The organism is Streptomyces sp. NPDC104202, assembly GCF_055584185.1.
The window spans coordinates 30028-48768 of record NZ_JBVJMN010000065.1; the positions used below are offsets into that span (position 1 = coordinate 30028).

The window sequence follows — 18741 nt, forward strand, 5'->3', positions numbered from 1 at the left end:
CGGGCCGGGGGTCAGGCCGGGAGGCCGGGGGCCGGGAAGACGGACATGAGGTCGGCGACCTCGGCGCGGACGGCGCGGAGCGCGTCCTCGTCTCCGGTGCCGGCGGCGGTGACGGCACGGTCGATCCAGTCGGCGACCTGGTCCATGTGCTCCGCGCCCAGGCCCCGGGAGGTGAGGGAGGGGGTGCCGATGCGGATGCCGGACGGGTCGAAGGGCTTCCGGGGGTCGAAGGGGACGGTGTTGTAGTTGACGACGATGCCGGCCCGGTCGAGGGCCTTCGCGGCGATCTTGCCGGGGACCTGCCGGGAGGTGAGGTCCATCAGGATCAGGTGGTTGTCGGTGCCGCCGGAGACGAGGTCGAAGCCGCGGGCGAGGAGGGCGGCGGCGAGGGCCCGGGCGTTGGCGACGACCGCGTGGGCGTAGTCGCGGAAGGAGGGCTGGGACGCCTCGCGGAGGGCGACGGCGATGGCCGCGGTGGTCTGGTTGTGGGGGCCGCCCTGGAGGCCGGGGAAGACGGCCTTGTCGAGGGCCTTGGCGTGCTCCTCGGTGGACATGAGCATGGCGCCGCGGGGGCCGCGGAGGGTCTTGTGGGTGGTGGTGGAGATGACGTCCACGTGCCCGGCCGGGGACGGATGGGCGCCGCCCGCGATGAGGCCGGCGATGTGGGCGACGTCGGCGACGAGGACGGCGCCGGCCTCGCGGGCGATCTCGCCGAAGGCGGCGAAGTCGATCGTGCGGGGCAGGGCGGTGCCGCCGCAGAAGAGGACCTTCGGGCGCTCCTTGAGGGCCAGTTCGCGGACCTCGTCGAGGTCGACGAGGCCGGTGTCGTGGCGTACGCCGTACTGGACGCCGCGGAACCACCGGCCGGTGGCCGAGACGCCCCAGCCGTGGGTGAGGTGGCCGCCCATCGGCAGGGCCATGCCCATGACGGTGTCGCCGGGCTCGGCGAAGGCGAGGTAGACGGCGAGGTTGGCCGGGGAGCCGGAGTAGGGCTGGACGTTGGCGTGCTCGACGCCGAAGAGGGCCTTGGCGCGCTCGATCGCGAGGGTCTCGACCCGGTCGACGTTCTGCTGGCCCTCGTAGTAGCGGCGGCCGGGGTAGCCCTCGCTGTACTTGTTCTGGAGGACCGTGCCGGACGCCTCCAGCACGGCGGCGGAGACGTAGTTCTCGCTGGGGATGAGGCGCAGGGTCTCGCTCTGGAGGCGTTCCTCGGCGCCGACGAGGGCGGCGAGTTCGGGGTCGGCGGCGGCGAGGGCGGGGTGGTGCTGCGGAGCGGTCATGTGGGTGTCCTCCGGGCGTCGGGGGTCCCGGGGCACTGCGTGGAAGGCGCGGCGCCACGCGGGACTTCGGTCCCGTGACGCCCAGGCGAGCGGCGTCTCGTGTGGTCTGCCGCGCACGGCTCCCCCGGGGTCGCTTCCCCGTACGCCAGTCGCCGTGCGTGTTTCCAGACTAGCGGGCGCGCCGTCGCCGAGGTTTCCCCGTCCGGCATCCGAGCGACGATATGAAAGGGGCCACAGCCCCCTGGGTCACCCCCGATCCGCAGGACGAACGGAGATCCCGTGTCGAGGACAGAAGACGCGATCGCTTCCGCGGACGCGCACAGCGCGCACAACTACCACCCCCTTCCGGTCGTCGTCGCCTCGGCGGACGGCGCCTGGATGACCGACGTCGAGGGCCGTCGCTACCTCGACATGCTCGCCGGGTACTCGGCGCTCAACTTCGGGCACGGCAACCGGCGTCTGATCGACGCCGCGAAGGCCCAGCTGGAGCGGGTGACGCTGACGTCCCGGGCGTTCCACCACGACCGCTTCGCCGAGTTCTGCACGCGGCTCGCGGAGCTGTGCGGCAAGGAGGCGGTGCTGCCGATGAACACCGGGGCCGAGGCGGTCGAGACGGCCGTGAAGACGGCCCGGAAGTGGGGGTACGAGGTGAAGGGCGTGCCGGACGGGCACGCGAAGATCGTGGTCGCGGCGAACAACTTCCACGGCCGGACGACGACGATCGTCAGCTTCTCGACCGACCACGAGGCGAGGGACCACTTCGGTCCGTACACGCCGGGGTTCGAGATCGTGCCGTACGGGGACCTGACGGCCCTGGAGGCGGCGGTCACGGAGAACACCGTGGCGGTGCTGCTGGAGCCGATCCAGGGCGAGGCGGGGGTCCTGGTGCCGCCGGCCGGCTATCTGGCGGGGGTGCGGGAGCTGACGCGCCGGCGCAACGCGCTGTTCATGGCGGACGAGATCCAGTCGGGCCTGGGCCGGACGGGGCGGACGTTCGCGTGCGAGCACGAGGGCGTGGTCCCCGACGTGTACATCCTGGGGAAGGCGCTGGGCGGGGGCGTGGTGCCGGTGTCGGCGGTGGTCGCCGACCGGGACGTGCTGGGGGTGTTCCGGCCGGGCGAGCACGGTTCGACCTTCGGCGGGAACCCGCTGGCCTGCGCGGTGGCCCTGGAGGTGATCGCGATGCTGCGGACGGGCGAGTACCAGGAGCGGGCGACGGAGCTGGGCGAGCACCTCCACGCGGAGCTGGGGCTGCTCGTCGGCGGCGGCGCGGTCGAGGCGGTGCGCGGGCGCGGGCTGTGGGCCGGGGTGGACATCGCGCCCTCCCGGGGCACCGGCCGTGCGATCTCGGAGCGGCTGATGGAGCGGGGGGTGCTGGTGAAGGACACCCACGGTTCCACGATCCGGATCGCGCCTCCGCTGGTCATCTCGAAGGAGGACCTGGACTGGGGTCTGGAGCAGCTGAGGGCCGTCCTGTCGGAGTGACGGCGCCCGGCCGGGGGCGCGGACGGGGCGCCGGAGAGGGTGCGGGACGGGGCAACTCGGTGCATTGACACGACAGTTGGTCTAGGCCAATGATGCGGCCATGCCGAGACTCCGTCTGCGCCACGCGATGCGTGCCGCGCTCGCCGCCCTCGTCCCGCCCTCGTCCCGCTCGCGCTCCTCGGCGCGGTCACGGGACCCGCGCACGCCGCCCCCCGGGCGGCCTGGCCCGAGCCCGTCCCGGTGGTCTCCCGCGTCGAGACCACCGACCCGGTCGTCTTCATCACCGTCGACGACGGCTGGAACCACGACCCGGCGGCCGCGCGGCTGCTGCTGGACCGCCGGGTCCCCGCCTCGCTGTTCCTGCTCCCCGGCGCCTACTCCTACGACTCCGGCTACTTCCACCCTGCTCGACCAGGGCCGCTCCCGCGTCGAGAACCACACCGTCGACCACCCGGACCTCACCACCCTCGACGCCGCCGGCCAGAAGGCCCAGGTGTGCGGGGCCCGCGACCGCCACCTCGCGCAGTTCGGCGACGGGTCGCGGCTGCTGCGCCCGCCCTACGGCACCTTCGACGCCACCACCCGGACCACCGCCCGGGCCTGCGGGGCGAAGGCGGTCGTGACCTGGACGCACGACCTCACCACCTGGGGGCAGTGGACCCCGCCGGCCCCGCGGCTCAAGGCCGGCGACATCATCCTGCTGCACTTCAACGAGACGGTGACGCAGGACCTGGCGCGCGCCCTCGACCTGGCCGAGGCCGCCGGACTGACACCGGCGCCGCTGCGGGAGTACGTCGCGGAGTAGCCGCCGGGGAGCGGAAGGGCCCGGGGCGTACGGGCCACGGCGAACGGGCCCTTGCGCGCGGGACCCGGGCGCGCGGGCTGCTCAGAGGATCACGTGCGGGAGGAAGCGGGCGTACTCGTCGGTGACGGGTCCCGCCGACTCCCGGATCCCGAGGCCCGCCGCCTCGTCCTCGACGACCCACGCGCCGAGCACCACCCGGTTGCCGTCGAAGTCCGGCAGCGGGGCCAGCTCCTGGTAGCAGCACGCCTCCCCGTCCCGGACGAAGGGCTCCGTGCCGGCCTCGTGCAGCGTGACGCCCGCGCCCTCGCGGCCGAGCAGGGGCTTGGCGACCCAGCCGCCGGTCGTGGCCAGTTCGCGCGGTCCGTCGAGGTAGGCGGGGAGCAGGTTCGGGTGGCCCGGGTACAGCTCCCACAGGACGGCGAGCAGCGCCTTGTTGGAGAGCAGCATCTTCCAGGCCGGTTCGATCCAGCACGTGGTGCCGGTGCCGCCGCCGTTGTCGAGGGTGTCCAGGACGTGCCGGCCGAACCGGTCGGTGGTCAGCCACTCCCACGGGTAGAGCTTGAAGCAGCTGCGGATGAAGCGGAGCCGGTCGTCCACGAACCGGCGCGAGAGCCGGTCCCAGCCGATCCGCTCGACGGACAGCGCCTCCGTGGCGAGCCCCGCCTGCTGGGCCGTCTCCCGCAGGTACGCGACCGTCATCAGGTCCTCGCCGAGCTCGTCGCCGTCCGAGTGCGCGAAGTGGAGCGGGCCGGGCGGGAGCAGGGGCGCCTGCCGCCTCCAGGCGTCGACGAGCCGTTCGTGCAGGGAGTTCCACTGGTCGGCGCCGGGGAACCGTTCCTCCATCCAGAACCACTGCGGGCTGGCGGCCTCCACGAGCGAGGTCGGCGTGTCGGCGTTGTACTCCAGCATCTTCGCCGGGCCCGTGCCGTCGTAGCGGAGGTCGAACCGGCCGTAGAGGGAAGGGAGTTCGGCGCGGCGCCGCCACGACTCGGCGACCAGGTCGCGCAGCCGGGGGTCGGTGATCCCGAGCTCGGCGAACCGGTCCCGCTCGACGATGTGCGCGGCCGCCGCGAGGCTCATCGCGTGCAGTTCCTCGACGACCTCCTCCAGCGCCTCGACCTCGGGCAGGGTGAAGGAGTAGTACGCGCTCTCGTCCCAGTACGGGCGCAGCGAACCGTCCGGGTGGCGGGTCAGCGGATAGACGAGCCCCTGCTCCTCCACCGTCTGCTGCCAGCCCGGGCGGGGCTCGATGGTGTGCCGTTCCACGGTGCCGCGCCGCCTCAGCCGCCGCCGGTGCCGGAGCAGCCGAAGCCGCCGGTGTCGACGGCCTTCTTGTCGAAGCTGCCGCCGCTCACCTTGCGGTCGCTGACGGAACCGCCGTAGTAGTACGCGCCGCGAGGCGTGGAGCCGTTGCTGTCGTCGTCGCTCCCGCCGCCGCTCTCGCAGCGGTAGCTGGGCAGCTCCTCGCGGGTCAGCGGGTCGACGCACCGCTTGTCCGGCTCCGCCCCGCACGCGGTGATCGTCGCCGCGAGCACACCCATCCCACCGAGCACCACCGTGCTCGACCTGAGCCTGCGCATGTCCGTCGCCCTCCCCTTCGCGGTCACGTCCGTCGCGGTCACGACCGTCGCGACCGCACAGTGTAGGCCGGTGATTTCCGGCCTCGGCATCTAGAGTCGTTTCGTGCTACTCGGGATGATTTGCGCGCTGGCCTCGTCCGTCTGCTTCGGCGCGGCCTCGGTGTTCCAGGCGATGGCGGCGCGCGCCGCCGAGCCGGGGACGGGCAGCGGGGTCGACGTCGCGCTGATGTGGCGGGCCCTGCGGCAGTGGCGGTACATCGCCGGGCTCGGGATGGACGGGCTGGGGTTCGCCCTGCAGATCGTGGCGCTGCGGACGCTGCCGATCTACGTGGTGGGCGCGGCGCTCGCCGCGAGCCTGGCCGTCACGGCGGTGATCGCCTCCCGGGTGCTGCGCGTGCGGCTGAAACGGGTGGAGTGGACGGCGGTCGGCGTGGTCTGCGCCGGTCTCGCGATGCTGGCGGTCGCCTCCGGCAAGGAGGGCCACCGGGAGGTCTCGGAGGCGCTGCCCTGGGCGCTGCTCGCGGTCTCCTTCGGAGTGCTGCTGCTCGGGATGGCGGCGGGTCGGCTGCCGCCGCGCTCCCGGGCCCTCGTCCTGGGTCTCGGCGCGGGGTTCGGGTTCGGGGTGGTCGAGGTGGCCGTCCGGCTGATCGACGGCATCGACTTCGCCGACCCCGCCTGGTACGCGCTCCTCGTCGGCGGCGGGGCCGCGTTCCTGCTGCTGACCTCGGCGCTGCAGCGCGGCTCGGTGACCACGGCGACGGCCGGCGCGGTGCTCGGCGAGACGGTCGGCCCGGCCCTCGTCGGGGTCGTCTGGCTCGGCGACCGCACCCGCGAGGGCCTCGGCTGGCTGGCGGTCACCGGCTTCGCCGTCGCCGTCGCCGGCTCCCTCACCCTGGCCCGCTTCGGCGAACCGCCCGCGCAGCCGGACGGGACGGGCCCCGGCGGGCAGGAGACGCCCCTGGGGGCGGACCCGTCCCCGGGGACGGGTCCGGAGGCGGCCCCGGGGAGGAACCCGGGGCCGCCCTGACGCGAGCGCCCGGCCGGGTCAGGGCAGCACGCGGCACAGGGCGCGGAGGGCGTTCTGCCAGCCGCTGTCCGGGGGCGTGGCGTAGCCGACGACGAGGCCGTCGAGGGTGGCGGGCACGGAGGGGCGGCGGAACTGGTCGAGGCCCTGGACGGCGAGGCCGTGCCAGGCGGCGGCCCGCAGGACCTCCTGTTCGGTGCCGGGCGGGAGGGCGAGGACCGCGTGGAGCCCGGCGGCGATGCCGCTGACCCGGGTCCCGGGCGAGTGGGCGGCGACGGCCGCCACCAGCTGGTCGCGGCGGCGGCGGTAGCGCAGCCGGCTCGCCCGGACGTGCCGGTCGTACGCCCCCGAGCCGAGGAACTCCGCGAACGCCAGCTGGTCCGGGGCGCTCGACACCCAGTCCACGGCCCCCTTCGCGGCGACGACCTCGGCCATCAGCTCCTCGGGCACCACCATCCAGGCGAGGCGCAGTCCGGGCGCGAGGGACTTGCTCGCGGTGCCCAGGTAGACGACCCGCTCGGGGTCGAGCCCCTGGAGCGCGCCCACGGGCTGCCGGTCGTAGCGGAACTCCCCGTCGTAGTCGTCCTCCAGGACGAAGCCGCCCGCGGCGCGCGCCCAGTCGACGAGGGCGGAGCGCCGGTCCGGGGGCAGCGCGCCGCCCAGCGGGAACTGGTGGGCGGCCGTCATGAGGACGGCCCCGGTGCCGCCGAACGCCTCCTCGGCGAGCTCCTCGACCCGGGTGCCGCGGGCGTCGTAGGGCAGCGGCGGGGTCCCGAGCCCGGCCCGCTCCAGGAGCCGGGCGTGGACGTCGAGCCCGTACGACTCGACCGCCACGTCCCGGACCCCGCGGCCGCGCAGCACGTCGCCCATCAGCATCAGCCCGTGGACGAAACCCGCGCAGATCATGATGCGTTCGGGCCGGGCGTGGACGCCGCGGGCGCGGGAGAGGTACTCGGCCAGGGCGGTGCGGAGTTCGATCCGGCCGCGCGGATCGCCGTAGCCGAAGGCCTCGTGCGGGGCGGCGGTGATCGCCCGCCGGTACGCCTTGAGCCATTCGGCGCGCGGGAAGGAGGCGAGGTCGGGGGAGCCGGCCTTCAGGTTGTGCGCGGGGGCGCCCGCACGCCAGGGGCCCGCCGGCGCGCCCGGCCGGGCGCCGCCCGCCGGAGGCGGGGCCGGAGGCCGCTCCGGCGCGGGGCCGGGCGCCTGGACCGGCGGCCTGCGGGGGGCGGCGCGCCGGGCGACCCGGGTGCCGGAGCCCTGCCGGGCCGTGAGCCAGCCCTCGGCGACCAGCTCCGCGTAGGCGTCGGCGACGGTGTTGCGGGCCATGCCGAGGTCGGCGGCGAGGGACCGGGAGGACGGCAGCCGGGTGCCGGCCTCCAGGCGGCCGCTGCGCACGGCCTCCCGCAGGGCCTCCATGAGGCCGGCGCGCAGCCGCGGACCACGGAGTTCCAGATGCAGGTCGGCCCCGAAAGTGGCCCACTCGTTCGCCATGGAAATGGACCATACCCGTGCGCCACAGCGGTCGTACGGTGATCGGTATGACCACCACGACACAGCCCGCCGCGGCCCCCGCCGAGCCGACCGCCCACGCCCACGAGCACGCGCCCCGCCTCTCGCTGGCGGAGCTGCTCCCCGAGTACTACCGGGCGATGGTCCGGCTGGAGACGGCGGCGGCGAAGGACGTCGACCCGACCCTCTACCACCTGATCAAGATCCGCGCCTCGCAGGTCAACCACTGCGCGTTCTGCATCGACATGCACACCAAGGACGCGCTGGCCGAGGGCGAGACCGTCGAGCGGATCGTGCAGCTCTCCGCCTGGGAGGAGTCCCGGCACTTCTACACCGAGCGGGAGCTCGCCGCCCTCGCGCTGACCGAGGCCGTCACCGTCCTCACCGACGGCTTCGTCCCCGACGAGGTGTACGCCCGGGCCGCCGCGCACTTCGACGAGCTCGAACTCGCCCGGGTCATCGCCGCGATCACCACGATCAACGCCTGGAACCGCATCGGCGTCACGACCCGGCTGACCCCGGGCCACTACACCCCGCGCTCCGCGTGAGCGCGGACTCCGGGACCGCGGTCCTGCGCGCCCTGCACCGGGGGCGGGCCGCGGCGGATCCGCTGGTGCTGCCCGGCCCGTGGGACGCGGCGAGCGCCCGCGCCTTCGAGGCGGCCGGGTTCCCCGCGCTCGCCACGCCGAGCGCCGGGATCGCCGCCGCCCTCGGACACCGGGACGGGGCGACGCCCGCGGACGAGATGTTCGCCGCCGTCGCCCGGATCACCCGCTCGGTCTCCGTCCCCGTCTCGGCCGACCTGGAGGGCGGCTACGGCCTCGCCCCGGCGGAACTGGCCGAGCGGGTACGGGAGTCCGGCGCGGTCGGCGTCAACCTGGAGGACACCGGCCCGGACCGGGCGCTGAAGGACCCGCGCGCCCACGCCGACTGGCTGGCCGCGGTGCGGGACGCGGCGGGCCCCGGGCTCGTCCTCAACGCGCGCGTGGACGTGTACCTCCGCGGCGTGCCCGAGCCCGCGGAGGCCGCGGTGGCCCGCGCCCGCCTGTACGCGGCGGCCGGGGCGGACTGCGTCTACCCGATCGGGGCCCCGCCCGCGGACCTGCCGGTCCTGCGCGCCGCCCTCGGCGACCTCCCGATCAACGTCCTGGCCGTCCCCGGCGGCCCCCCGTTCGCCGAGCTGGGCCGGCTCGGCGCGACCCGCGTCACCTTCGGCGACGGCCTCCTCCTGCACGCGCTCGACGACCTCGCGGCCCTCGCGGCGAGGCTGCGGGACGGCGGGGCGCCCGGCGCCTGACGCCGTCCCTGAGGTCCGTCAGTAGGCCCCCGGGCGGAAGAACTCCAGGGCCACGCGCAGCACTTCGCGTTGCTTGGGCCAGTCGGCCTCGGGACCGGCGGCCAGGATGGCGTAGTGGGTGCCGTCCTCGGCCGTGAAGGCGCGGTCGACGACCTTGCGCCGGCCGCCCTCGCGGTCGTAGGCGTACACCAGCTCGGCGGCGTCGGCCGGTGCGCCGGGTTCGCCGGTGACCCGTTCGAGGCTGATCTCCTGGTAGCCGGGCTTGTTGGTCCGGCCGTCCTCGGACACCCCGCGCAGCGCCTCGTACGGGGTCAGGCCGTCCTCGGTGACCACGAAGACCTGGACGAGGCTCCGGCCGTCCGGCGCGTTGAAGAAGACGCCCTGGTCGGACTCGGTGCGGTTCCAGCCGTCGGGCACCCCGATGGTGAAGCCCTTGACGTCCCGCTGCGCGCTGTAGCCGGGCGGCGGGACGTCGGCGGCGGGCGTGGTCGTGCCGGACGCCGACGGGATGGCGGTCGCGGGGTCGTCGGTGGGCGCGGGAGCGGTTTGGTCGCCGGACTCCGGCGGCGCCGACACCGAGGCCGCCGGGCCGTCGGCGGCCGGGTCCTTGCCGTCGCCGCGGCCCCAGACCAGCCAGCCCGCGGAACCCGCGGCGAGCACCGCCACGGCCACGCCCGCCACGAGCGCCGCCCGCGGCCGTGGCCGGGGCGCCGCCGGGGCGGCCCCGGGCATGGCGTACTGCGGGCCGCCCGTCTCGGGGACGTACGCGGGCCCGGGACCGTAGGACGGGTCGTGCGCCGGACCGTACGACGGTTCGTGCGCCGGCGCGTACTCCGGCGGAGGGGGGACGACCGGCGTCCCCGGCTCCGGGGTCCCCGGAGCCGGGGAGCCCGGAGCCGGAAAGGCCGGGGCGGGAGCCGCCGGTGCCGGAACGGCCGGGGTGGTGGCGGCCGGTGCGGTGGTGGTCTCCCAGCTCTGCGTCTCGTCGTTCCAGCGGGCGCCGCTCATCTCACCCACCGAGGAGGGTGCCGACGGCCTGGCCGACGGCGACGCCCGAGGCGAGGATCCCGGTCACCGCCCCGGCGTCCGCGAGGGCCTGGCGCAGGCGGCGCAGGCGGCCGGTGCCGGCGCCGCCGGTGCCCTCGATCTCGTCCTCGGCGTCGGACAGTTCGTCGTCGAGGGCGGCCGTCTGCTCGGAGGGGACGACGCCGGCCAGGTCGCCGCGGAGCCGGCGGATGGCGAGGAGGAGCTCCTCCTGCCGCGGGTCGCGGGCCGGCTGGGCGCCGTGCACGGTGCTGGTGACGGTGTTGTGGTCGCCGATCGTGACGTTGCCGCCGGTGTTGGTGACGTGAATGCCGCGCGGGTCACGGGTGCCGTCGGTGTCAGCCACGGTCGCCTCCGGGGGTCGAGGTGAAGTTCCTGGTGGTCACGGTGTTGTGGTGGCCGAGGGTGACGTTGCCCTTGGTGTTCTCGATGAAGGTGCCGCCCTCGGCGACGTGCACGATCTTCTGCTCGAACTCGGCCGTCTCGTAGCCGGCTTCGCGGAGCGCGGCCGTGACGCCGTTCGCGACCCGGTCCTGCACGCTCTTCAGGTAGCGGCTGACGTCCATCTCCTGGAACAGCGAGGCCTCGTCGTCGGAGCCGAGCTCGCGGACGGAGGCCGCGGGCCCCTCGGGCAGGGCGTGGGCGTGACCCGCCGTCAGCACCCGCCAGAGGTGACCGAGGGCGCGCCAGACCGTGACCAGCGCCTGCCCCGCCGAGCGGGGGGTCTGGCCGAGGGCCCAGACGGCCTTGCCGAAGTGGTGGTTGTGGCGGTAGCGGTGGGCGATCCGGTCGGCGTACCGGAAGAGCGGCTTCACCGGCCGCAGGACGTGCGGGGCGACCTCCAGCATCAGCATCCCGCCCTGGGTGTGGACGCGGACGAAGACGGTCGTGACGATCTCCTCGCCCCAGCCGCCGACCCTGATCCGCAGGAAGTGGCGGCGGGTCTCGCCGCCCTCCTCGATCGCGCCGGAGCGGTGCGCCTCGAACCCCTCCGCCGAGTACGGCGCGGCGGTGCGGGCGGGCAGCCCGTCGACGGGCAGGAAGACGACCTCGTCGATCTCCAGTTCGCGCAGCCGGTCCCGTACGGCGGCCTGGAGCCGCGGCGAGCCGTGCGGGGAGGGCACGCGCAGGGCCTCCACCAGCGGGACGACGTGACGCATGACGGCGCTGTTGTCGAGCGGTTCGGGCGCCTTGCCGTCGAGGTTCTTGCGGGGGCGCAGCTCGATGGAGAGCGACCAGGGCTCGTACGGCTCGCCGGCGCCGCAGAACGGGTCGTCGGCGCCGTACAGGACGAGCCGTGCGTGCTGCTCGGTGCGGATGCGGTCGCGCAGCCGCCGCGACCGGGCGCCCTCGGCCTGCTCGGCCGGGTCGGCGTGCCGGTCGGGGAACCGCTCCCGGGACAGCTCCTCGGTGAGCGCGCGGGCGAACTGGCCGCGCTGGGTGGCCACCGCCCAGGCCACGAGCAGCGGCACGGCGATGGTGATCCACGCCTCCGGCCTGCCGATGCCCCACATCTCCTGGGCGACGAGGGAGACCGCGAGGTCGAGGACCTCTCCGCTCTCCGAGACCTCGCCGAGGAGGCCACCGTCGGACTCCTCGTCGCCGATGACGAGGAAGAGGAGGAGCAGCGCGGACTGGAGGAAGAGCAGCCGCCCGTACCAGCGCAGGACGAAGGCGGGGACGAGCCGGTAGACCGGGACGTCCGCGGAGCGGCCGCGGATCCAGCGCGCCGCGCCGAGCACCAGGTACGGCGCGATCAGGAGGGCGACCAGGCCCTTGGTGAGCGGGATCGCGACGATCCAGAGGGCCAGGATGCCGACGGCCCAGCCGAGTTCGACGCGGCGGGCGCGCAGGGCGTGGGCGAGGACGCGGGTCGCGTCGTAGCCGAGGGAGGGCGCGGCGAAGCGCTCCTCGTGGACGTACAGCTCGTCGATGACCGCGTCACGGAAGCCGTCGTCGAGGTAGGTGCCGGCGCAGAGGAGGCGGGTCGCCTCGCTGGCCTCGGGCAGCCGCCGCGGGTCGACGGCGGACGGCGGACCGGGCGGTGCGCTCGGCGGCGGACCGGGCTGCTGGGGTAACGAAGACTGCGCCAAAACTCCCCCGAAATACGGAACTGTCCCTGTTCACGGCCCGGTTGGCCCGGACCGGTGGGACAGCATAGGGGAGGTGGGCGCTCCGTGTCGGCGCATAAGACGGCGCCCCCGGGCCGCACGGTCGGTCGTGCGGTCCGGGGGCGCCGAGCGCGTGGAGCAGGACTCAGATCAGGCCGAGCTCACGGACCGCGTCGCGCTCCTCGGCGAGCTCCGCCACGGACGCGTCGATGCGGGTGCGGGAGAAGTCGTTGATCTCCAGGCCCTGGACGATCTCGTACGTCCCGTCCGTGCAGGTGACGGGGAAGGAGGAGATGAGGCCCTCCGGGACGCCGTAGGAGCCGTCCGACGGGATGCCCATGGAGGTCCAGTCGCCCGCGGCGGTGCCGTTGACCCAGGTGTGGACGTGGTCGATGGCGGCGTTCGCGGCGGAGGCGGCGGAGGACGCGCCACGGGCCTCGATGATCGCGGCGCCGCGCTTGGCGACGGTCGGGATGAAGGAGTCGGCCAGCCACGCCTCGTCGGCGACGACCTCGGCGGCGTTCTTGCCGGCGATCTCCGCGTGGAAGATGTCCGGGTACTGGGTCGCCGAGTGGTTGCCCCAGATGGTGAGGCGCTTGATGTCCTCGACCGAGGAGCCGGTCTTCCGGGCCAGCTGCGACAGCGCGCGGTTGTGGTCCAGGCGGGTCATCGCGGTGAAGCGCTCGGCCGGCACGTCCGGGGCGGCGGCCTGGGCGATCAGGGCGTTGGTGTTGGCCGGGTTGCCGACGACGAGGACCTTGATGTCGTCCGCGGCGTGGTCGTTGATGGCCTTGCCCTGCGGCTTGAAGATGCCGCCGTTGGCGGCGAGCAGGTCACCGCGCTCCATGCCCTTGGTCCGCGGGCGGGCGCCGACGAGCAGCGCGACGTTCGCACCCTCGAAGCCCTGGTTCGGGTCGTCGAAGATGTCGATGCCCTTGAGGAGCGGGAAGGCGCAGTCGTCGAGCTCCATGGCGGTGCCCTCGGCGGCCTTGACGCCCTGCGGGATCTCGAGGAGGCGCAGCTTGACCGGCACGTCCGCGCCGAGCAGGTGGCCGGAGGCGATGCGGAAGAGCAGCGCGTAGCCGATCTGGCCGGCCGCGCCGGTCACGGTGACATTCACGGGAGTGCGGGTCATGGCGATCTCCGTAAGACAGCTGGCGGTGGGGGTCCCTGCCCCTGGTGCTGGACGTCCCTTCTGATCGACGATCGATCGGTCTGATCGATCGGTGTCTCGACGTGAAGAGAATTCCAGCGGTCAGGCTATCCGACCCGGGGCCTCCCCGACCCCCACCCCCTTGTGGTCCGGCTCACTGCCACCCGTCCGGGACCCCCGGGGGCCGTGCGTGCGAGTCCGTCGGGCGCGCCCGCCGGACGTCGCCGGGGCGGAGGCCGTGGGGCGGGCGTCGCGCGCGGGGCGGTAACACCCCGGCGCCTCCTAGGAGTCGGTGGTGCAGCCGGTCCGCCCGTCGGCGAGCGTGCCGCAGGCGCGCGCGTCCGCCGCGGCGGCGACGGGGAGCATCGGGGTGTACGCGTCGGTGTCGGCGCCCTCGGGGACGACGGCGCGCTCGGCGGCGCCCGCGACCTCCACGGTGACGGCGTCCCCCGGGGTCGCCTTGGAGATCCGCGCCCAGACGGCGGAGCAGGTGGGGCTGTGCCGGACCTCCACGAGCGCGGACCCGACACGGGCCCGCGCGACGGTGGTGGCGAGCTCGCCGCCGCAGCCCATCGCCTCCGGGTCGCGGCCGGCGCAGTCGGCGCCCTCGCACTTCACCCCGGCCGGGAGGGTCCTGGGCGCGGTGGCCGGGGCGGTCGTCGACGGCGGCGCCGCCGTCGGCCGGTTCCCGTCGTCCCCTCCTCCGAGGTCGACGAGGAGCAGCGCGGCGGTGACGACGAGCAGCGCGCCGACGACGCCGGCCACGTAGAGCAGGACGTTCGGCCGGCGGGCGGGGGCGGGCTGGGCGGCGGCGGGGGCGGCCGGGGCCGGTGCGGCAGCCGCGGGGGCGCGGGGCGGTGGGGGGCCGGGGACCCGGTCGAGGCGGCGGATCTCCATGGTGCGGTCGTCGCCGGGCTCGGGTCCGGCCTTCGCGGCGTCGGCCGGGGGCGCGGCCGGCGTCTCCGCAGGGGTGGAGGCCGTCGCCGTGGCCGTGGGGCCGGTCTGCCGGGTCGTACGGGACCAGGCGCGTTCGGCGCGCTCCCAGGCGGCCGCGAGGCTGCCGATGTCGCTGCCGGTCGCCTCGGCGAGGGTGACGGCGGCGTTCCTGGGCACGGGCTGACGTGCGTCCAGATACCTGTCCCACGCGGCCCGTTCGTGGCCCGTGCGTTCGGCGACGGCCGCCACGCCGAGACCGCTGCGGTCGACGAGGCGGCGCAGCCGCTCGGTGAACGCGAGGATGTCCGGATCGAGTTCGCCCGGCAGCGCCTTCCAGCGAGGCATGTGCGGTCCCCCTTGTCCCTGCCTCCCCGAAGGATGGCAGGTCCGCGGCCGACGCGCGCCCCCCGGTGCCGGGCCCGAGGTACCGGAATGGTCACTTCCGTGCCACAGCGCGCCGACGGAGCTTGTCCTCGCATTGGCACGTACATGACCCTTGATCGTGACGGCGCCCGCCCTCCCACGGGGGAGAGGGCGGGCGCCGTCGCCGCACGCGCGAGCCGGACGGGTCCGGCCGCCGGCCTACGTGACCGTCAGGTGGAGGACGTCCTCCAGGAATGGGATGCGCAGCCAGGGCTCCGGCTGCACCATGAGGGCGAGCAGCACGATCAGGCCGCCCATCACCCCGTACGTGATCATGTCCGTGAAACGGGACCGGACGGCCAGCATGCCCACCGACGGCAGCATCCGGCGCAGCACGGCCCCGACGAGGAGCGCGGTCCCGACGAGGACGGTGCCCACCCGGAACGCCTGGGGGAAGGCGTCCGTGCCCACCACGAGCAGGCCGAACCCGGCGAGCCCGAGGACGGTGAGCAGCGGCCACTGCCGGGCCGGCGCGGGAGCGTCGCCGGGCGCCGCCCGGCCGCCGCCCTCGGGCCGCGCGGTGTCGGTGGTGAGGGTGGGCGCGGGCCGCTTCCACGGGCCGGCCTTCGCCCCGTCCCCGGCCACCACCGTCTCCCCGTCGGTCTCCGCGGCGTCGGCCGCCGGGCCGCCGCCCGCCGTCGCGTCCGGCCCGCCCGTGCCCCCGGGCGACTCCGGGGTCCCGGAGGTCACGTCAGAGCGCCGCGGCCGCGCGCTCCGCGGCCTCGACGACGTTGACGAGGAGCTGCGCGCGGGTCATCGGGCCGACGCCGCCGGGGTTCGGGGAGATCCAGGCGGCCACCTCCGCGACGTCCGGGTCCACGTCGCCGAGGATCTTGCCCTCGCCGTTGCGGGAGACGCCGACGTCGAGGACGGCCGCGCCCGGCTTCACGTCCTCGGCCTTGATCAGGTGCGGCACGCCGGCCGCCGCGACGATGATGTCGGCGTTGCGCAGGTGGGCCGAGAGGTCCCGGGTGCCGGTGTGGCACTGGGTCACGGTCGCGTTCTCGGAGCGGCGCGTCAGGATGAGCGGCATCGGGCGCCCGATGGTGACGCCGCGGCCGACGACGACGACCTCGGCGCCGTTGATCTCCACGCCGTGGGCGCGGAGCAGGGTGACGATGCCGTTGGGCGTGCAGGGCAGCGGGGCGGGCTCGTTGAGCACGAGGCGGCCGAGGTTGGTCGGGTGCAGGCCGTCGGCGTCCTTGGCCGGGTCCATCAGCTCCAGGATGCGGTTCTCGTCGATGCCCTTGGGCAGCGGGAGCTGGACGATGTAGCCGGTGCAGGCGGGGTCGTCGTTGAGCTCCCGGACGACCGCCTCGATCTCCTCCTGGGTGGCGGTGGCGGGCAGCGTGCGCTGGATCGAGGCGATCCCGACCTGCGCGCAGTCACGGTGCTTCCCGGCCACGTACTTCTGGCTGGCCGGGTCGTCGCCGACCAGGACGGTACCGAGGCCGGGCGTGACGCCCTTCTCCTTGAGGGCCGCCACACGGACGGTCAGATCGGACTTGATCGCGGCTGCGGTGGCCTTGCCATCGAGAATCTGGGCGCTCATACGGACATCCTCCCGGATGACCCCCGCCTTGTTCCAATTCGCTCGCGCCGAGGGCTCCGTCCTGCGGAGCGACAGGTTGCACTTGCACAACTCCGCCACGTATCGACTGGACAAAAAGTCGACGGTACGACGACGATGATCCGCGCAGTACCGCGGAAAGTGCCGGGGGGAAATCCGCTCAAATGCCGTGAAAGTCCTCCGCGCGGGCCGCGTCGTCCCCGCACAGAGATATTCACGGAGGAACCCGCGATGAGCTTCGGCGACCCGAACAACCCCTACGGCCAGCAGCAGGGCCAGGGCCAGCAGCCCGGCTACGGCTACCCGCAGCAGACCCCCCAGGGCGTCCCGCAGCAGGGTTACGGCTACCCGGCCGCCCCGCCGGTCTCGCCGTACGGCGGCTACCCGGCCGGCCCGACCGAGATGCCCGGCGGGGTGAAGGCCGCCCGCGTGATGCTGTGGATCCTCGGCGCCTTCAACCTGATCGGCGGCATCGCCGTCATCGGTCTGTCCTTCGCCGTCGACGGCGAGCTGGAGAAGTCGGGCGCCTCGTCGGCCGACGCCGAGGCGTTCGCGGACTTCGGCCAGGGCCTCCTGATCGTCGCGGGTGTCATCTCGCTCGTCTTCGCGGCCGTCGGCATGGTGCTGGCCGCCAAGTTCCGCTCCGGCGGCAACGGCGTCCGCATCGGCTCGATCGTCTACGGCGCCGTCGGCGCCCTGTTCAGCCTCTTCTCGCTGCCCCTGGGCATCGTCAGCCTGGCGCTCGCCGTCCTGGTGATCGTCTTCACGGCGAAGTCGGACGGCTCCGCCTGGTTCAACCGGAACAAGCAGCAGTACTGAGTCCGACACGCCCGAGGGGCGGGATCCGTGCGCGGATCCCGCCCCTCGCGCGTGCCCGCGCCGTCTACTGCCGCTTGAGGACCGCGAAGCCCTCCGAGCGGTGGGTGATCACGTACCGCGCCTCCGGATGCAGTTGCGAAGCCAGCTGCGCCGGGTCGGACACCTGGGACGACCAGCCGCGCAGGTCGAAGGCGAGGTAGTCGGGGGTGGCGCCCTTGGAGGTGCCCACCCAGAAGACGCGGTGGTCCGCCGTGAGGTGGGCCAGGAGGGAGACGTCGGCCTCCACGCTGACCCCGTCCGGCACCGCGTCGACCGCGGCCCGCGCCTGGGCGGCCCGGGCGTCGGAGCGGTACGTCTCCGGCTTCGTCAGCTCCCGCAGCGGCAGGTTCGCGGCGAGGACCAGCGAGACGGCCGTGGCCACCGGGACGACGACCTTCCCGTACGAGGCGAGCCAGGCGCGCGGCGAGGTGCGCACGGAGCGGACCGCGTCGACCAGGGCGAGGAAGACCACCGGCATGAGGACCGCGCTGTAGTGCCAGTGCATGCCCCAGTGGTTGGGGTCCTGGGAGAGGAAGCGCCAGCCGAGCGTGGGCAGGACGAGCAGGATCAGCGGGGAGCGCAGGGCGAGGAAGCCGGTGACGGCGAGCAGGTAGAGGACCATCTCCCAGCGCTCGCCCGAGGCGAGCGCGTCGCCGACGACCTGGGCGAACGAGGTGTCGGTGCCCTGCCCGGTCTTCTCGATCTTGGACCAGTAGTCGTACTGGCCCAGTCGGCTCGCCGTCGGGATCAGGACGAGGACGGTGAGGGCGAAGGCCGCCACGCCGAACCCGGCCAGGGCGGCGCCCAGCCGCTTCCGCCCCTTCAGGAAGAGGACCGCGCCGACCATGGCGACGGTGAGCCCCATGTCCTCCTTGACCAGGACGAGCGGCGCGGACCAGGCCACGGCCGCGGTCCAGCGGTTCAGGAGCAGCGCCCGGCAGGTCAGGGCGAGCATCGGGACGGCGAAGGCGATCTCGTGGAAGTCGGACTTGACCGCTTCCTGGAGCCCCCAGGAGAGCCCGTACGCGACGGTGAGGCCGATCCCGGCGGCCCGGCTGCCCAGGATCTGCTGGGTGGTGCGGCCGACGACGACGGCGGAGCCGGCGAACAGCGCGGCCTGCCCGAAGAGCAGGGCGGCCGGCGAGGGCCAGATCCAGTACAGCGGCGCGAGGAGCGCGGTGACCGGGCTGAAGTGGTCACCGAGTATCGGGAAGCCCGGGCCCTTGATGTCGGCGACGGGGACGCGGAACTCGGCGTACGCCCGGACCGACTGCCCGAAGATCCCGAGGTCCCAGGAGGGGGTCCGGAAGTGGGTGTACTGCACCCAGGAGTAGAGGAAGTACAGCGCGCAGAGGACCACCGCGAGGATCACGTACGGGCGGAGGGGGGCGGGGGAGAGCCCCTCGGCCGGCTCGGCTTCGACGGGATCCGCAGCGGGCCTGTTCAGTACGTCCAACACCACGTCCCCCACTACCGGCGGCCGACAAAAGAGCAACCCATTAGACCAGAGACCACCCGATCGACGGACCCTTCGCCACGGTCCGGAAAGGCAGTCGTCGCCGACCGGGACGACGGACGGGGGGGGGGGGGGGGGGGGGGGGGGGGGGGTAGGGGGGGGGGGGGGGGGGGGGGGGGGGGGGGGGAAAAGGGGGGGAAACGAACCGGC

The 18741-nt window shown here is 74.5% G+C and carries 18 protein-coding genes and 1 riboswitch; of the genes, 6 read left to right on the plus strand and 12 right to left on the minus strand.

The features are described 5' to 3' along the window. Positions 1–11 precede the first annotated feature (11 nt). Positions 12–1280, minus strand: coding sequence for a serine hydroxymethyltransferase (locus ACZ60W_RS31190; protein ID WP_469758755.1), 1269 nt, complete (start codon positions 1278–1280; stop codon positions 12–14). A gap of 72 nt (positions 1281–1352) precedes the next feature. Further along, positions 1353–1443: riboswitch (ZMP/ZTP riboswitch) on the minus strand. Between the two features lie 116 nt (positions 1444–1559). Here ACZ60W_RS31190 and rocD point away from each other — a divergent pair. After that, on the plus strand, positions 1560–2765 hold the full coding sequence (gene rocD / locus ACZ60W_RS31195) for an ornithine--oxo-acid transaminase (RefSeq protein WP_469758756.1): 1206 nt from the start codon (positions 1560–1562) through the stop codon (positions 2763–2765). Positions 2766–2892: 127 nt separating this feature from the next. Next, positions 2893–3570, plus strand: coding sequence for a polysaccharide deacetylase family protein (locus tag ACZ60W_RS31200; RefSeq protein ID WP_469758772.1), 678 nt, complete (start codon positions 2893–2895; stop codon positions 3568–3570). An 81-nt stretch (positions 3571–3651) separates the two neighbouring features. Here ACZ60W_RS31200 and ACZ60W_RS31205 read toward each other — a convergent pair whose 3' ends face one another. Further along, positions 3652–4836, minus strand: coding sequence for a glutathionylspermidine synthase family protein (locus ACZ60W_RS31205; protein WP_469758757.1), 1185 nt, complete (start codon positions 4834–4836; stop codon positions 3652–3654). A gap of 14 nt (positions 4837–4850) precedes the next feature. After that, the gene (locus tag ACZ60W_RS31210; RefSeq protein WP_469758758.1) at positions 4851–5150 is read right to left on the minus strand and encodes a hypothetical protein; all 300 of its coding nucleotides are present in this window, start codon (positions 5148–5150) and stop codon (positions 4851–4853) included. A 115-nt stretch (positions 5151–5265) separates the two neighbouring features. Here ACZ60W_RS31210 and ACZ60W_RS31215 point away from each other — a divergent pair, with 115 nt between their 5' ends. Then, positions 5266–6177, plus strand: coding sequence for a hypothetical protein (locus ACZ60W_RS31215; RefSeq protein ID WP_469758759.1), 912 nt, complete (start codon positions 5266–5268; stop codon positions 6175–6177). Positions 6178–6195: 18 nt separating this feature from the next. Here ACZ60W_RS31215 and pdxR read toward each other — a convergent pair whose 3' ends face one another. Continuing rightward, positions 6196–7665, minus strand: a complete 1470-nt coding sequence (gene pdxR / locus ACZ60W_RS31220) for a MocR-like pyridoxine biosynthesis transcription factor PdxR (RefSeq protein WP_469758760.1) — start codon at positions 7663–7665, stop codon at positions 6196–6198. A 47-nt stretch (positions 7666–7712) separates the two neighbouring features. On the opposite strand from pdxR, the gene ACZ60W_RS31225 reads away from it, so the two are divergent. Together ACZ60W_RS31225 and ACZ60W_RS31230 are read left to right on the plus strand one after the other, a co-directional pair. Beyond that, positions 7713–8231, plus strand: a complete 519-nt coding sequence (locus tag ACZ60W_RS31225; RefSeq protein WP_469758761.1) for a carboxymuconolactone decarboxylase family protein — start codon at positions 7713–7715, stop codon at positions 8229–8231. Then, a complete protein-coding gene (locus ACZ60W_RS31230; protein WP_469758762.1) occupies positions 8228–8980 on the plus strand; it encodes an isocitrate lyase/PEP mutase family protein in 753 nt (250 codons plus the stop codon). The genes ACZ60W_RS31225 and ACZ60W_RS31230 overlap by 4 nt, the downstream gene beginning before the upstream one ends. Positions 8981–8998: 18 nt before the next feature. Here the strand turns inward: ACZ60W_RS31230 and ACZ60W_RS31235 are convergent, their stop codons facing one another. The 7 genes from ACZ60W_RS31235 to ACZ60W_RS31265 all read right to left on the minus strand — a co-directional run bounded on the left by ACZ60W_RS31235 (position 8999) and on the right by ACZ60W_RS31265 (position 16199). Next, entirely contained in the window at positions 8999–9988 is a 990-nt protein-coding gene (locus tag ACZ60W_RS31235; protein WP_469758763.1) for a hypothetical protein, read from the minus strand. Between the two features lies 1 nt (position 9989). Continuing rightward, entirely contained in the window at positions 9990–10370 is a 381-nt protein-coding gene (locus ACZ60W_RS31240; RefSeq protein WP_469758764.1) for a hypothetical protein, read from the minus strand. Beyond that, positions 10363–12117 carry a hypothetical protein gene (locus ACZ60W_RS31245; RefSeq protein ID WP_469758765.1) on the minus strand — a complete coding sequence of 585 codons (1755 nt, stop codon included), beginning with the start codon at positions 12115–12117 and terminating at the stop codon, positions 10363–10365. Before ACZ60W_RS31245 ends, ACZ60W_RS31240 begins: the two co-directional genes overlap by 8 nt. Before the next feature lie 163 nt (positions 12118–12280). Beyond that, positions 12281–13270: a malate dehydrogenase gene (locus ACZ60W_RS31250; RefSeq protein ID WP_469758766.1), complete on the minus strand. Its 990-nt coding sequence runs from the start codon at positions 13268–13270 to the stop codon at positions 12281–12283. Positions 13271–13570: 300 nt separating this feature from the next. Continuing rightward, positions 13571–14569 carry a helix-turn-helix domain-containing protein gene (locus tag ACZ60W_RS31255; RefSeq protein WP_469758767.1) on the minus strand — a complete coding sequence of 333 codons (999 nt, stop codon included), beginning with the start codon at positions 14567–14569 and terminating at the stop codon, positions 13571–13573. Between the two features lie 237 nt (positions 14570–14806). Beyond that, positions 14807–15337, minus strand: a complete 531-nt coding sequence (locus ACZ60W_RS31260; protein ID WP_469758768.1) for a DUF3017 domain-containing protein — start codon at positions 15335–15337, stop codon at positions 14807–14809. Position 15338: 1 nt separating this feature from the next. Then, complete coding sequence (locus tag ACZ60W_RS31265; RefSeq protein WP_469758769.1) at positions 15339–16199, minus strand: bifunctional methylenetetrahydrofolate dehydrogenase/methenyltetrahydrofolate cyclohydrolase; 861 nt, start codon at positions 16197–16199, stop codon at positions 15339–15341. Between the two features lie 249 nt (positions 16200–16448). Here ACZ60W_RS31265 and ACZ60W_RS31270 point away from each other — a divergent pair, with 249 nt between their 5' ends. Next, the gene (locus ACZ60W_RS31270) at positions 16449–17036 is read left to right on the plus strand and encodes a hypothetical protein (RefSeq protein ID WP_469758770.1); all 588 of its coding nucleotides are present in this window, start codon (positions 16449–16451) and stop codon (positions 17034–17036) included. Between the two features lie 64 nt (positions 17037–17100). Here ACZ60W_RS31270 and ACZ60W_RS31275 read toward each other — a convergent pair whose 3' ends face one another. Then, on the minus strand, positions 17101–18531 hold the full coding sequence (locus ACZ60W_RS31275; protein ID WP_469758771.1) for a DUF2079 domain-containing protein: 1431 nt from the start codon (positions 18529–18531) through the stop codon (positions 17101–17103). Positions 18532–18741: the final 210 nt, after the last annotated feature.